Raw genomic sequence first — 12,772 nt, 5'->3', positions numbered from 1 at the left:
CCTGAAGTGAAAAACTTCGGTACAATGACAAGAGATCAATGCAAGCACATCCAATACTGATAACAAAGCTTGTGGTGAATCGAGAAAAAGTGACCGAAACTAAATCTATAGCGAAACACAGCTAACCCACTGGAGATAACACAATGAAAGCCCTGCTCAGCGCCTTACTCCTTACCTTGGCAGCCCTGCCGGTTCAGGCCGAACAACTTAAAAATATCGGTAACCTAGAAGTACATTACTCCAGTTTCCCATCGACCTTCCTAACCCCGGAAATTGCCAGCAACTACAAGATCCAGCGCAGCCGTTATTCCGCTGTCGTGAACGTCACCGTGCTTGATACCAACTTGGAAGGCAAGCCAGCGGTTCCGGCAGTGCTAACCGGCCAAGCCAAAAACCTCATCGGCAACGTAAAGAACCTGTCGTTCCGTGAAATCAGGGAAGGTGCAGCCATCTACTACATCGCAGAGCTCAAGCACGCCAACGAGGAGAGCTTCAACTTCTCAATCGATGTGTCGCAAAACGGCACCAAGGGCAATATCGGTTTCAAGCAAACTTTCTATGTCGACTAGCCCATAGAGCACAACGACACAGGGAGGGGCTAAACGCCCCTCTTTTAATTTCCGGGCAGTCGGTTAAGATAGCGCCCAATTCGGTGATCCCACCAGCATAACGACCCGTCGAGGAACTGAGATGAGCAAATTGGTACTGGCTACTGGTAATCAGGGCAAAGTAAAAGAAATGGCAAGCCTGCTGGCTGACTTTGGCTTTGATGTTGTCGCCCAAAGTGACTACAACGTTTCTTCTGTGGCCGAAACAGGCACAACCTTTATCGAGAATGCCATTATCAAGGCACGCCATGCCGCCAAAGAAACCGGTCTACCGGCCATCGCTGACGACTCAGGGCTCGAAGTGGACTACCTAAAAGGCGCGCCGGGCATTTACTCTGCGCGTTTTGCAGGCGAAGACGCATCAGATCAGGAAAACCTAGAGAAGCTACTAAAAGAAATGGCAGGCGTACCTGCCGAGCAGCGTACTGCGCGTTTCCATTGCGTACTCGTAATGATGCGCCACGAGAACGATCCAACCCCGCTGGTTTGCCACGGCAGCTGGGAAGGCAGCATCCTAACTGAAGCACATGGTGAGAACGGCTTTGGCTATGATCCGGTATTCTGGGTACCGGAAGATCAGTGCGCCTCCGCAGAGCTTGAGCCTGCGCGCAAAAAACAATTGTCACACCGCGGCAAGGCACTCGCCAAACTGTTTGCTGCCCTGAAGGAAGCATAAGCGATGCTAGTTCCACCACCACTCAGCCTGTATATCCACATCCCGTGGTGCGTGCAGAAGTGCCCATATTGCGACTTCAACTCACACGCGCTGAAAGCCGAGATCCCAGAGCTCGATTACATCGATGCCCTAATTGAGGATTTGGATACCGACTTGGCAGCTTACAACCTGCAGCAAGACAACCGTAAGCTCCATTCTATCTTTATTGGTGGTGGCACCCCGAGCTTGATCTCCGCACCGGAGATCGGCCGCCTGCTTGAGGCCGTAAGCCAGCGGATCCCGTTCAGTGACGATATCGAAATCACCATGGAAGCCAACCCGGGGACAGTGGAAGCAGGCCGCTTTACCGCCTACCGCGAGGTTGGCGTCAACCGTATTTCCATCGGTATCCAAAGCTTCCAAGACGAGAAGCTAAAGCGCCTCGGTCGGATCCACGGCAGCCAGGAGGCTATCAAGGCCGCCCAGCTGGCGACAGAAGCCGGACTAAACAGCTTCAATATCGACCTGATGCACGGCCTACCGGATCAAAGTGTTGCTGATGCGCTTTCCGACCTGAAGCAAGCTATTGCCCTAAACCCGCCTCACCTATCCTGGTACCAGCTAACTATCGAGCCGAATACCCTGTTCTACTCGAAACCTCCGGTACTTCCGGACGACGATGATCTTTGGGATATCTTCGAGCAGGGCCACCAGCTCTTGGCCGAAGCCGGTTATGTCCAATACGAGATCTCGGGTTATAGCAAACCGGGGCTACAGTGCCGCCATAACCTCAACTACTGGCGCTTTGGCGACTACCTCGGTATTGGTTGCGGTGCCCACGGCAAAATCAGCTTTGCCGACGGTACCATAACCCGTACAGTCAAGGTGAAGCATCCCCGAGGCTACCTCAACCCGGCAAAGCCCTACTTGGATCAAGCGACCTCTGTCGCAGCTAGCGAGCGTCCTTTCGAGTTCTTCATGAACCGCTTCAGACTGCTAGAGTCATGCCCCAAGCAAGATTATATCGATCGTACCGGCCTACCGGTGAGTACCATCGAGCAGCCTATCGAGTGGGCTCTCGGCAAGGGATACTTGGAAGATCTGGGCACAGAGTGGCAGATCACCGAGCACGGCAAGCTGTTTCTCAATGACTTGCTGGCTGCCTTTGTTGATGAGGGCGATCAGCAATAACCCTACCGGTCATCTTTCGCGAGGCTGACGCTGTCAGCCTCCTCTTTTCCTTTCTTGCTTGCTCCATCCAACTTATCCGTCCCCCCATCCGCCTAACGTCACCCTAGACATCTAGCGATCAAGATCAACTTTATGGAACTTTTTGTATCATTAATTAAAACGTAAACTATATTTTTACTTGGCAATACTTTTTGGCACCTTCAATTCCAAGGCCATAGCCAATGCCACACTTTTACCAATGCAAACTAACGCCTAGCTTGTCTGCCATGAATAAGTTGTTGCTATGGGTTGTCAGCCGCTGATTTAGGCCGTTTATTCTCACCATTAAAGACATGGGGATAAGATGAAAACCAAGACCTTACCAATGACAGCACTGATTGCACTGGCTATGGCTCCAAGCTATAGCCATGCCCAGACTACTGAGCAATTCGCCGATACTATCTACCGAAATGCTCAAGTCATCACCATGGATCCCGAATTCAAGCAAGCCGGCAGCATTGCTATCAAGGATGGCGTAATACTTTCGGTTGGTAGCAACGAACAAATAGCCAAGTTCCAAGGACAAGACACGACTCTCCGAGACCTTGGGGGAAAAACAATTGTTCCTGGATTTATTGATAGCCATGGCCATTTTAGTATTGTTGCCCAGACCCTGAACTACGCCAACTTGGCTCCCTCACCAATCGGGAATAGCAATTCTATCCCCCAACTTATCAAGGAAATGGAACAATTCTGGCAAGGCAAAGACGTCGCTAAAGGACAGTGGCTAATCGGTACTGGCTACGATGATTCCCTGCTTGCGGAAAACACCCACCCGACCCGCCACGACCTAGATAAAATTAGCACTACCCAGCCCATTGCCATTATCCACGCGTCCTATCATCTGGCTGTAGTAAACAGCAAAGGGTTGGAGCTTCTCGGCTTCGATACCAATACCCCAGATCCAGATGGAGGAAAAATAGTCCGAGAGCCAGGCAGTAAGCAACCAAACGGCGTACTAGAAGAGACGGCGATGAAAAAGCCACTGCGGATGGTCATGACCCCTACCAACAACCTCAGCCAGCTTATCGACAACTTCAAGCAAACCCAGAATTATTACGCCAGCTTTGGGATCACAACAGCACAGGAAGGCGCGGCCAGCTACAACACGATCAAAAGCTACGAACAACTCGCTAAACGGAGCCAGCTATATTTAGATATTGCGGCCTACCCAACTTGGGATGCGTTCGCTCGCTTAAAAATGGAAGGCTACAAGCCAGCAAAAAGCTACACCAACAATTTCAGAATTGCCGGTATTAAAATCACATTGGACGGCTCACCCCAGGGAAGAACCGCCTTTATGACCAAGCCGTACAAAACCCCTCCCAAGGGAGAAGCTAAAAGCTACATCGGCTATCCAACCCTGGAGAAAGACTTCCTGATCAGCAAGCTCGGTAACTACTTGGACAACAATTACCAATTCATTGTCCATACCAACGGCGATGCCTCAGTTGATATGTACTTAGAAGCACTGGAAGCCGTGATTGATGAGCAAACCGACTTATCTCAAATCCGCCCGGTTTCGATCCACTCCCAAACAACCCGGGATGATCAACTGGAGCGAATGGCCGAACTCAATATGATCCCGTCGTTTTTCTCTGCCCACACCTACTTCTGGGGCGACTGGCATAATGATGTCGTCTTTGGCAAGGAGCGTGCGATGCGCATCAGTCCAACAGGCTCGGCCACCAAGTTAAACATCCCCTATACCACGCACAACGATTCGCCTGTCGTTGACCCTGATATTCTTCGCTTGATGTATAACACTGTTAACCGGGTGACACGGAGCGGCAAAGTCCTTGGGCATGACCAACAAGCAACCCCCTATGAAGCGCTTGCCTCGGTCACCATCAACGCCGCCTACCAAAACCATGAAGAACATAAGAAAGGCTCAATAACAGCAGGCAAGCTCGCGGACTTGGTTATCCTGTCGGACAACCCTTTAACTATCGACAAGACTCAAATCAGCAACATCAAAGTACTGGAAACCATCAAGTCCGGACAATCCATTTACCAAAGCACCGAAGAAATATAACCACCAAGGGAAAAGCGCATAAGCAAGCTATAAACTGCTTATGCGCCCATCACGAGTAGCACTACTCCAGCGTGACGCTCTGCCAGCGGTTTAGCGCCGGGATCAATGACTGGATCTCATGCTCTTTGGCCTGGCGTACCGCGACACGGTCGCACATCTCGTCATCAATCAATTGCGAGTGGGATAATGTATAGGGAAGATCATCAAGCATCAGCTTGTGGTAATCGGCAAGGGCTGCAGTCTGCTCAGGGTTGAGCTTTACCTTGTGAATACCAAAATAAAGCTGGCCGCTGGATTGTATCTTGAAGGTTTCACCGGACAACTCGAGCTGCAGCGCCCCGTCCTGCAGGCTCATCACATTGTGCCATTGTGGCTGGCATATTGGCTCATGCACTTCCTGCGCGCTGACAGGCAGCATCCAGCTCAATACCGATAAGCCAACGGCAGAGCAGAACAAACGGCTGTGTCGTAACAACATACGCATCCCCAAATCAGGATCAGCCGTTCATCTATGAGCAAACTCATCCGTTAAAATATCGAGCGTCCAATTCTCTCAGCAAGTAGTTCCAATGCCGCTGTTCCAGCCAGTGAATTACCTGACGGATCCAGCTCCGGTGACCATACCGCTATCGACATCTCGCCAGGTACGATGGCAATGATCCCGCCACCGACCCCGGATTTGCCCGGCATACCCACACGGTAAGCAAATTCACCGGCTCCGTCGTATAAACCGCAGGTCGCCAGTAATGCATTCATTTGCTTAGACTGAGTTTGGTTGATAATTGTTTTTTTTGCGCCTAAAGGAAGCCCTTTATTTGCTAAATAGCTGAATGTCCTAGCCAAATCAACACAGCTCATTTTCAGTGCACAGTAACTAAAGTAGTTTTTTAGCACCGGCATCACTTCGTTTTCGAAGTTACCGAACGAGCGCATCAGGTAGGCAATCGAGGCATTGCGGTCGCTATGCTGCATCTCGGAGGCAGCCACTACCTTGTCGTAGACAATATGCGGGTTGCAGGACAGCTCGCGCACCATTTCCAGCATTCGGTATTGCGGCGCAGAAAGGCGGCTATGAAGCAAGTCAGACACCACCAGCGCACCGGCATTGATGAACGGGTTGCGCGGAATACCATTCTCAAGCTCTAACTGGATCATCGAATTGAAAGCATGGCCTGAAGGCTCCTTGCCAACCCGCGGCCAGATTTCACTGGCCTGGTAGAGCGTCATCGCCAGCGTCAAGCTCAGCGCCTTGGAGATCGACTGGATCGAAAAGCCTTCTTCACTGTCACCGGCCTGGATGATCTCGCCATCGTTGTAACACACCGCAATACCCAGCTTATTGGCCGGTACTTCAGCCAGTGCCGGGATGTAGTCTGCCACCTTGCCATGACCGATAAGCGGCCGAACTTCGTCCAGAATTTCGTTTAACAGTTGCTCTGTTGGCTTCATTTCATTTTCTCCAAGGATAAAAAAGCCAACACAAAGGTTGGCTTTCTTGCTTAAACTGTTGTCTTACGGCGCTGGCCGCAATGGAGCAGACTTATTCAGTGCGCTCGTATTTCATGTCCCACACACCGTGGCCAAGACGGTGGCCGCGCGCTTCGAACTTGGTTAGCGGGCGATCTTCCGGACGTGGGATGTAAGCGCCATCCGTCGCGGTATTGCGGTAGCCAGGGGCAGCATCCATCACTTCCACCATGTGCTCGGCGTAGTTTTCCCAGTCTGTTGCCATGTGGAAAATACCACCGATTTTCAGCTTCTTGCGAAGCATCTCGGCAAACTCTGGCTGCACGATACGGCGCTTGTGGTGGCGCGCCTTGTGCCAAGGGTCAGGGAAAAACAGCTGAACGCAATCAAGGCTGCCGTCCGGGATCATGTGCTCGAACACTTCAACACCGTCGTGGCACATAACGCGAAGGTTGGTCAGGCCCGCTTCCTCAGCACCCATCAAGCATGCACCCACGCCAGGGCTGTGTACTTCGATACCGATGTAGTTCTTCTCTGGGGCGTTCTTCGCCATTTCAACTAGCGATGCACCCATACCGAAACCAATTTCAAGTACCACTGGCGCTTCGCGGTTGAACACTTCTTTCCAGTCCAGCATCTGCTGAGCAAAGTCGATACCCATGGTTGGCCAGTTGTTATCCATGGCCGCTTCTTGGCCCTTGGTTAAACGGCCTTCACGACGAACAAAGCTACGGATCTTGCGTACCAGTTTGCCGTCTTCGGTAAATTCAGTCAGGGTAACGTCGCCTGACTTTTTTGAAACTTCGCTCATGCTTAATATCCAAACAAAAAAGAAACGGAACGGCATTATCCAAAGTTACAGGCTAAGTTCAAGTCTATCGTTTGCGACAGCCACGACTTTGTGGTGCAATCAGCGCAAAATGACGATTCCAATAATAATGACACGGCCCAACCGCTGTCAGTAAAGTGAGCTTAATTCTGTGACTAAAACCTTCTCTGATGCCATTTTAGCGTGGTATGACAAATTCGGCCGGAAAACCCTGCCTTGGCAATTAGAAAAAACACCGTATAAAGTTTGGCTATCTGAGATCATGCTCCAGCAGACCCAGGTTGCCACGGTGATCCCCTACTTCGAACGCTTTATGGCCCGCTTCCCGACCGTCACCGATCTTGCCAATGCCGATCAGGACGAGGTGCTCCACCTTTGGACCGGATTGGGCTACTACGCCCGCGCCCGCAACCTGCACAAGGCGGCGCAACTCATTGCCAACCAATACAACGGCGAGTTCCCCACCAATATCGACCAGGTAATCGACCTACCCGGCGTCGGCCGCTCAACGGCAGGCGCCGTGCTTTCCCTATCGCTAAACCAACACCACCCAATCCTTGACGGCAATGTCAAACGTACGCTGGCGCGTTGTTATGCGGTCGAAGGTTGGCCGGGAAAAAAAGCGGTTGAAAACAAGCTATGGGAGATCGCAGAGCAGAATACCCCAAGCGAGGGCGTCGAGCGCTACAACCAAGCCATGATGGATATGGGCGCGATGATCTGCACCCGCAGCAAGCCAAAATGCGAGCTCTGCCCCGTTGCCGATATTTGCCAAGCCAAAGCCATGGCTCGCCAAGCCGATTTCCCCGGCAAGAAACCCAAGAAGGCCATGCCTGAAAAACAAGCCTGGTTTGCCATCTTGCAATACCAAGATGAGGTTTGGTTGGAAAAGCGCCCGCCGGCCGGGATCTGGGGCGGCTTATGGTGTTTTCCGCAACATGACGACGCCGACCTCTCGGCTACCGTCGCCAAGCGGCTTGGCCAGCAGCAAGGGTTGGTTACCGATACCGAGCAACTCAACGCTTTTCGCCATACCTTCAGCCATTATCACCTCGATATCGTACCGGTACGGCTCACGCTGTCACGGTTGCCGGAGCAAATAAGCGAGGCCGGCCAAGGTCAATGGTATAACCTTAACCAGCCACCGGAGATTGGCCTTGCCACCCCGGTACAGCAGATCCTCGAGAGCCTGCGCTACGAACTCAATCATAAATAACCGCTTGGCCGCACTCGGTTAGCTAGATGCGGCCTCGGCTCTCTGGTATAAATAGAGCCGTACTCATGAAGGTTAGATCACTAAAGGAGCCACTCAATGAGCCGTACAGTATTTTGTGCCCGCCTGAAAAAAGACGCGGAAGGCCTGGATTTCCAACTATACCCGGGCGAACTGGGCAAGCGCATCTTCGACAACATCTCGAAAGAAGCTTGGGCTGAGTGGCAAGGTAAGCAAACCATGCTAATCAACGAAAAGAAACTGAACATGATGGATCCAGAGCACCGCAAGCTGCTGGAAACGGAAATGGTAAACTTCCTGTTCGAGGGACAGGACGTTGTTATCGACGGCTATACCCCGCCAAGCGAGTAAGCCCGATCACGTTTTTGGTTTGCCGGCTGATTTTTTTGATCTCAGCCCTTACCCCAAGGTATTGATAATGACATCATTTGTGCCATCACAAGTGATGTCTTTTTTATAACTATGAAAATTAGCGTATTTCTTTTATCTCTACTATTGCTGACAGGGTGCAGCCGTGAGTTCATCGAAGGGATCTACGATGTTAACTACACCACCACCAACCGCTTTGCTAAAAACCTCGCGCCGCTCCCAGGGCAGTTCACCAAAGATGCCGCGGCCTTAGACCGCCTGATGAACAACTTCAGCGGCCAGGTTAAGCGCCATTGGGGGGACAACGACTCGCTTGTTGCCAGTAAGCGCCAATACGTCAAATACACCGACGGCTACCAAAGCCGCGCCCACGTAGATTTTGAACGCGGGGTGGTGATTGTCGAAACCGTGGCGAAAACCGAGCCAGAGAACCACCTGCGCGAGGCTATCAACAACACCCTTCTGACCCCGGATAACCCGGGTGGTGTCGACTTGTACTCGGACTCCCCTATCAGCCTCAACGGCAAGCCGTTCCTCTATGGCCAGGTACTTGATCAGGACGGCAAGCCAATTGAATGGTCTTGGCGGGCAAACCAGTTTTCCGAATACCTGATCCAGAATAAGCTCAAAAAACGCAAAGAGCGCTACCACCAAGTCTATTACGTCGAGATCCCAATGGTAGAGGATCACGCCAACAAGCGAAGCTACAAGTATGCCAACATTGTGCGCGACGCATCGCGCCGCTATGGCATTGCCGAAGACTTGATCTATGCCATTATCAAAACGGAAAGCAGCTTCAACCCTTACGCGGTTAGCCACGCCAATGCCTATGGCCTGATGCAGGTGGTACCAAAAACCGCCGGTGCCGACGTGTTCAAGCTTGTGAAAAACAAGCCGGGGATCCCGACCCCCGAGTACCTGTTTGATCCGGCAAAGAATATCGATACCGGTACCGCCTACTTCTATATCCTGCGCACCCGCTACCTAAAGGATGTCCGTGATCCGCTATCGCTGCACTACAGTATGATCTCGGCATATAACGGTGGCACCGGCGGGGTATTGAATACTTTCCACAGCAACCGGAAGCGGGCAATGGACGATCTCAATAGCTTGCAACCTAACCAAGTCTATTGGGCGCTAACCAAAAAGCACCGAAATGCCGAAGCACGCCGTTACTTGGAAAAAGTGACCGCTTTCCAGAAAGAGTTCAACCAAGGAAAAATCTGACGCTATGACAAGGAAATAGCCACAGCCGCGGTTTATGAACAAAAAGCCAGCAGGTGCACCGCGGATGGTAATTTTTCTGAAAAAAGTAGTTGACGAAAAGGCCGAAAAACCGTTTAATAGCGCTCCGTTGCCTCGATAGCTCAGTCGGTAGAGCAGAGGATTGAAAATCCTCGTGTCGGTGGTTCGATTCCGCCTCGAGGCACCATCACTTTCTTTTGAAGTAAATGGTGCAAGCAACAATAGCTATTCCCCCTTAGTTCAGTTGGTAGAACGGCGGACTGTTAATCCGTATGTCGCAGGTTCGAGTCCCGCAGGGGGAGCCAAATTTTAGTTTTGAGCCAATGGCTTGGAACACAAAAAAGATTAAGTGTGCCGACTTAGCTCAGTAGGTAGAGCAACTGACTTGTAATCAGTAGGTCACCAGTTCGACTCCGGTAGTCGGCACCATCTTTTGCAAAGTAGAGCAAGCCTTTACTTTTGCCTCGATAGCTCAGTCGGTAGAGCAGAGGATTGAAAATCCTCGTGTCGGTGGTTCGATTCCGCCTCGAGGCACCATTATTCATCCGATACGAGTTTTCGTGTTAGATAAAGAATAATTCCCCCTTAGTTCAGTTGGTAGAACGGCGGACTGTTAATCCGTATGTCGCAGGTTCGAGTCCCGCAGGGGGAGCCACATTTAGTGTGCCGACTTAGCTCAGTAGGTAGAGCAACTGACTTGTAATCAGTAGGTCACCAGTTCGACTCCGGTAGTCGGCACCATTTATTTTCTTGCCTGGCAAGAATGCAAAGTAGAGACTTAACCATCGCTACTTCTGCCTCGATAGCTCAGTCGGTAGAGCAGAGGATTGAAAATCCTCGTGTCGGTGGTTCGATTCCGCCTCGAGGCACCATATTTAAATTTGATGCCAATTAGGTCTGATAGGTTATCGCTACGCGATAATGTGTCGGTCCCTAGCCGGGCGCGGTCGATTCCGTCCTCGAGGCACCATATTTTTCCCCCTTAGTTCAGTTGGTAGAACGGCGGACTGTTAATCCGTATGTCGCAGGTTCGAGTCCCGCAGGGGGAGCCACATTAGAGAAAGCCGTGTCACTTGACGCGGCTTTTTCGTATCTAAGCTGCGACTGGCTTGTTCCAAGCCATGGTCTCAGACCTAGTCGGCCACGTTGAGTCCCGCCAGGGGGAGCCACATTAAGAAGCCAAGTCGAAAGACTTGGCTTTTTTCTTATATAAACTGCGACTTACTTGTTCCAAGTAATTGTCACAGAGCTGGCCGCCCTTCCCCCACCAATCCATTTTTTCCAGCCAAAAATTTCAGGTTATCTATTTCCGCCACTTATGCCATTTAGGAATAATCACTGGCTAAAACGCTCTCCCCCGCATCGGTTTAACCACTTCAGTCAAGTTTTTGACTGTTTTGTTTTACAACATACGAGCAAAACATTATAAGTACCGACAAACTTAATAAACTATACAAAATAATTAAACGACTATGAAATTGAAGCATCAAGCCTTTGCTCTGTCAGCGATTATCCTGCTTGCGCTGGTTAGCATCAGTGCCACCGGGCTATGGTCCCTGCGTATCGCGAGCAACTTTGACAACAAAGAGCGAGTCACCGAAGTATTCAATAGCGCCTACAGCATCCTCACCGAGGTGGAGAAAATGGCGCTCGATGGCACATTGGAAAAATCCGAAGCCCAGGCCATGGCAAAGCGCCTGCTTCGCAACAACCTCTACAAAGACAACGAATACGTATATGTCGTCGATGCCGACATGACTTTCGTCGCCGCCCCGCTTGATCCGCAATTGCACGATACCAGTTTCAATGACTTCAAAGATGCCGACGGCAACAGCATCGGCCACCTGATCCAACGCGTATTGGGCAATAGCCGCAACCAACTGGTTGAATACACTTGGCACCAGCAACTGCCTGACGGCAGCATCGAGAAAAAACTGTCGATTGCCAAGAAAACACCGGAATGGGGTTGGGTCGTCGGTACCGGGATCGGCTACCAAGAAGTAAATGCCCGCTTCTGGTCAACCGCACAATGGCAGCTGCTCCTGTGCTTGGCAATTGCTGCTGCTATCTTGGCGATATTAATTATCGCGATTAAGCGCATGCTAGCCTTGCTTGGCGGCGAGCCAAGTGATGTTCGCAATGCCGTTCAAGCTATCGCCGATGGTCAAATCCATACCCAATTTAATGTACAACCGCCCCGTGACAGCCTGTATTACGCTGTTCAGCAAATGAGCCTGTCACTCGCCCAACAGGTGCAAAACCTCGAACAGTCAATGCATGCGCTGCACCACGAATTGGATGAAGCCCGCCACCGTTCAAGCCAAATTGCAGGCCTGAGCGAAACCCAGCAGCAATCGACCGAGATGATAGCCACAGCAATGACTGAAATGGCCTCATCCAACGCCAATGTTGCCGATGCAGCGACCGAGAGCGCCACCAGCACCAAAGATGCCGACGAGGAAAGCCAACGTACCCAGCAATTGATCACGACCACGGTTGATCAGATTGCCGGCTTGGCCCAGGAGCTAGATACCGCAAGCCAGGCCGTATCGGCTTTGGATACCGATGTAAATAATATCGCCAAGGTACTGGAAGTGATTGGCGATATCGCCGAGCAGACCAACTTACTGGCCTTGAACGCAGCCATTGAGGCAGCACGGGCCGGTGAGCAAGGGCGCGGCTTTGCCGTTGTTGCCGATGAGGTTCGCAACCTAGCCGGGCGCACCCAAAACAGCACCAAAGAAATCCAGCAAATGATTGCCAACCTCCAAAGCGCATCGAAAAATGCCATCCAAACCATGGGGGTTTGTGCAACCACTAGCCAAACAACCGTTGAGCAATCTCAGGAGGCATCCGCTGCGCTTGGGCACATCGTGAATTCATTGGAGTCAATCACCCAGATGAGCCACCACATCGCCAGCGCTGCTGCCGAACAAACCCATGTCAGCCATGATATCTCTGAGAGAATAAACATGATTGACGACAGCGGCCGCCAACTCGGCGAGGTTGTCACCCAAAGCCACAACAGCACCGAAAACCTGGCTCAGCTAGCTGCCGAACTCAAGAGCTGGGTAAGCCGCTTTACTATCCATAGCTAACT

General features: G+C 51.4%; 11 protein-coding genes and 8 tRNA genes. 16 read left to right on the top strand and 3 right to left on the bottom strand.

Annotated features, from left to right (window positions below; genetic code table 11):
* The first annotated feature begins 143 nt into the window (after window positions 1-143).
* The 4 genes from C9I98_RS16015 (at window position 144) to C9I98_RS16000 (ending at window position 4,528) form a co-directional block, all read left to right on the top strand.
* On the top strand, window positions 144-569 hold the full coding sequence (locus tag C9I98_RS16015) for a DUF4426 domain-containing protein (protein ID WP_107272206.1): 426 nt from the start codon (window positions 144-146) through the stop codon (window positions 567-569).
* Window positions 570-690: 121 nt separating this feature from the next.
* On the top strand, window positions 691-1,284 hold the full coding sequence (locus C9I98_RS16010) for an XTP/dITP diphosphatase (RefSeq protein WP_036825907.1): 594 nt from the start codon (window positions 691-693) through the stop codon (window positions 1,282-1,284).
* Window positions 1,285-1,287: 3 nt separating this feature from the next.
* Window positions 1,288-2,454: a radical SAM family heme chaperone HemW gene (gene hemW / locus C9I98_RS16005; RefSeq protein ID WP_036825906.1), complete on the top strand. Its 1,167-nt coding sequence runs from the start codon at window positions 1,288-1,290 to the stop codon at window positions 2,452-2,454.
* Window positions 2,455-2,797: 343 nt separating this feature from the next.
* On the top strand, window positions 2,798-4,528 hold the full coding sequence (locus tag C9I98_RS16000; RefSeq protein WP_107272205.1) for an amidohydrolase: 1,731 nt from the start codon (window positions 2,798-2,800) through the stop codon (window positions 4,526-4,528).
* 61 nt (window positions 4,529-4,589) lie between these two features.
* Here the strand turns inward: C9I98_RS16000 and C9I98_RS15995 are convergent, their stop codons facing one another.
* The 3 genes from C9I98_RS15995 to trmB all read right to left on the bottom strand — a co-directional run bounded on the left by C9I98_RS15995 (window position 4,590) and on the right by trmB (window position 6,806).
* Complete coding sequence (locus tag C9I98_RS15995) at window positions 4,590-5,006, bottom strand: hypothetical protein (protein ID WP_107272204.1); 417 nt, start codon at window positions 5,004-5,006, stop codon at window positions 4,590-4,592.
* 50 nt (window positions 5,007-5,056) lie between these two features.
* Entirely contained in the window at window positions 5,057-5,977 is a 921-nt protein-coding gene (gene glsB / locus C9I98_RS15990) for a glutaminase B (protein WP_036818169.1), read from the bottom strand.
* A gap of 91 nt (window positions 5,978-6,068) precedes the next feature.
* Window positions 6,069-6,806, bottom strand: coding sequence for a tRNA (guanosine(46)-N7)-methyltransferase TrmB (trmB, locus tag C9I98_RS15985; RefSeq protein WP_036818171.1), 738 nt, complete (start codon window positions 6,804-6,806; stop codon window positions 6,069-6,071).
* A gap of 169 nt (window positions 6,807-6,975) precedes the next feature.
* Between trmB and mutY the strand changes: the two genes are divergently transcribed.
* The 12 genes from mutY (at window position 6,976) to C9I98_RS15925 (ending at window position 12,770) form a co-directional block, all read left to right on the top strand.
* Window positions 6,976-8,040, top strand: a complete 1,065-nt coding sequence (gene mutY / locus C9I98_RS15980) for an A/G-specific adenine glycosylase (protein ID WP_036818173.1) — start codon at window positions 6,976-6,978, stop codon at window positions 8,038-8,040.
* 96 nt (window positions 8,041-8,136) lie between these two features.
* Window positions 8,137-8,409 carry an oxidative damage protection protein gene (locus C9I98_RS15975; RefSeq protein WP_036818176.1) on the top strand — a complete coding sequence of 91 codons (273 nt, stop codon included), beginning with the start codon at window positions 8,137-8,139 and terminating at the stop codon, window positions 8,407-8,409.
* A gap of 111 nt (window positions 8,410-8,520) precedes the next feature.
* Window positions 8,521-9,654 carry a membrane-bound lytic murein transglycosylase MltC gene (gene mltC / locus C9I98_RS15970; RefSeq protein ID WP_036818178.1) on the top strand — a complete coding sequence of 378 codons (1,134 nt, stop codon included), beginning with the start codon at window positions 8,521-8,523 and terminating at the stop codon, window positions 9,652-9,654.
* Between the two features lie 129 nt (window positions 9,655-9,783).
* Window positions 9,784-9,859: transfer RNA gene (locus C9I98_RS15965), tRNA-Phe, on the top strand.
* Between the two features lie 42 nt (window positions 9,860-9,901).
* A tRNA-Asn gene (locus C9I98_RS15960) sits at window positions 9,902-9,977 on the top strand.
* 48 nt (window positions 9,978-10,025) lie between these two features.
* Window positions 10,026-10,101: transfer RNA gene (locus C9I98_RS15955), tRNA-Thr, on the top strand.
* Between the two features lie 32 nt (window positions 10,102-10,133).
* Window positions 10,134-10,209: transfer RNA gene (locus C9I98_RS15950), tRNA-Phe, on the top strand.
* Between the two features lie 42 nt (window positions 10,210-10,251).
* Window positions 10,252-10,327: transfer RNA gene (locus tag C9I98_RS15945), tRNA-Asn, on the top strand.
* 10 nt (window positions 10,328-10,337) lie between these two features.
* Window positions 10,338-10,413 (top strand) — tRNA-Thr (locus C9I98_RS15940).
* Between the two features lie 55 nt (window positions 10,414-10,468).
* Window positions 10,469-10,544: transfer RNA gene (locus C9I98_RS15935), tRNA-Phe, on the top strand.
* A 104-nt stretch (window positions 10,545-10,648) separates the two neighbouring features.
* Window positions 10,649-10,724, top strand: a tRNA-Asn gene (locus C9I98_RS15930).
* Between the two features lie 420 nt (window positions 10,725-11,144).
* Window positions 11,145-12,770, top strand: coding sequence for a methyl-accepting chemotaxis protein (locus C9I98_RS15925; protein ID WP_036826151.1), 1,626 nt, complete (start codon window positions 11,145-11,147; stop codon window positions 12,768-12,770).
* The last annotated feature ends 2 nt before the right edge of the window (window positions 12,771-12,772 follow it).

Origin of the sequence: Photobacterium sanctipauli (assembly GCF_003026495.1) — a bacterium.
GTDB classification, from domain to species: domain Bacteria; phylum Pseudomonadota; class Gammaproteobacteria; order Enterobacterales; family Vibrionaceae; genus Photobacterium; species Photobacterium sanctipauli.
This window is presented reverse-complemented; position numbering and strand designations above follow the sequence as displayed.

Bases quoted from the DNA above. Each gene is read 5' to 3' on its own strand.
- C9I98_RS16015 (WP_107272206.1), top strand. From the start codon at position 144: ATGAAAGCCCTGCTCAGCGCCTTACTCCTTACCTTGGCAGCCCTGCCG.
- C9I98_RS16010 (WP_036825907.1), top strand. From the start codon at position 691: ATGAGCAAATTGGTACTGGCTACTGGTAATCAGGGCAAAGTAAAAGAA.
- hemW (WP_036825906.1), top strand. From the start codon at position 1,288: ATGCTAGTTCCACCACCACTCAGCCTGTATATCCACATCCCGTGGTGC.
- C9I98_RS16000 (WP_107272205.1), top strand. From the start codon at position 2,798: ATGAAAACCAAGACCTTACCAATGACAGCACTGATTGCACTGGCTATG.
- C9I98_RS15995 (WP_107272204.1), bottom strand. From the start codon at position 5,006: ATGTTGTTACGACACAGCCGTTTGTTCTGCTCTGCCGTTGGCTTATCG.
- glsB (WP_036818169.1), bottom strand. From the start codon at position 5,977: ATGAAGCCAACAGAGCAACTGTTAAACGAAATTCTGGACGAAGTTCGG.
- trmB (WP_036818171.1), bottom strand. From the start codon at position 6,806: ATGAGCGAAGTTTCAAAAAAGTCAGGCGACGTTACCCTGACTGAATTT.
- C9I98_RS15975 (WP_036818176.1), top strand. From the start codon at position 8,137: ATGAGCCGTACAGTATTTTGTGCCCGCCTGAAAAAAGACGCGGAAGGC.
- mltC (WP_036818178.1), top strand. From the start codon at position 8,521: ATGAAAATTAGCGTATTTCTTTTATCTCTACTATTGCTGACAGGGTGC.
- C9I98_RS15925 (WP_036826151.1), top strand. From the start codon at position 11,145: ATGAAATTGAAGCATCAAGCCTTTGCTCTGTCAGCGATTATCCTGCTT.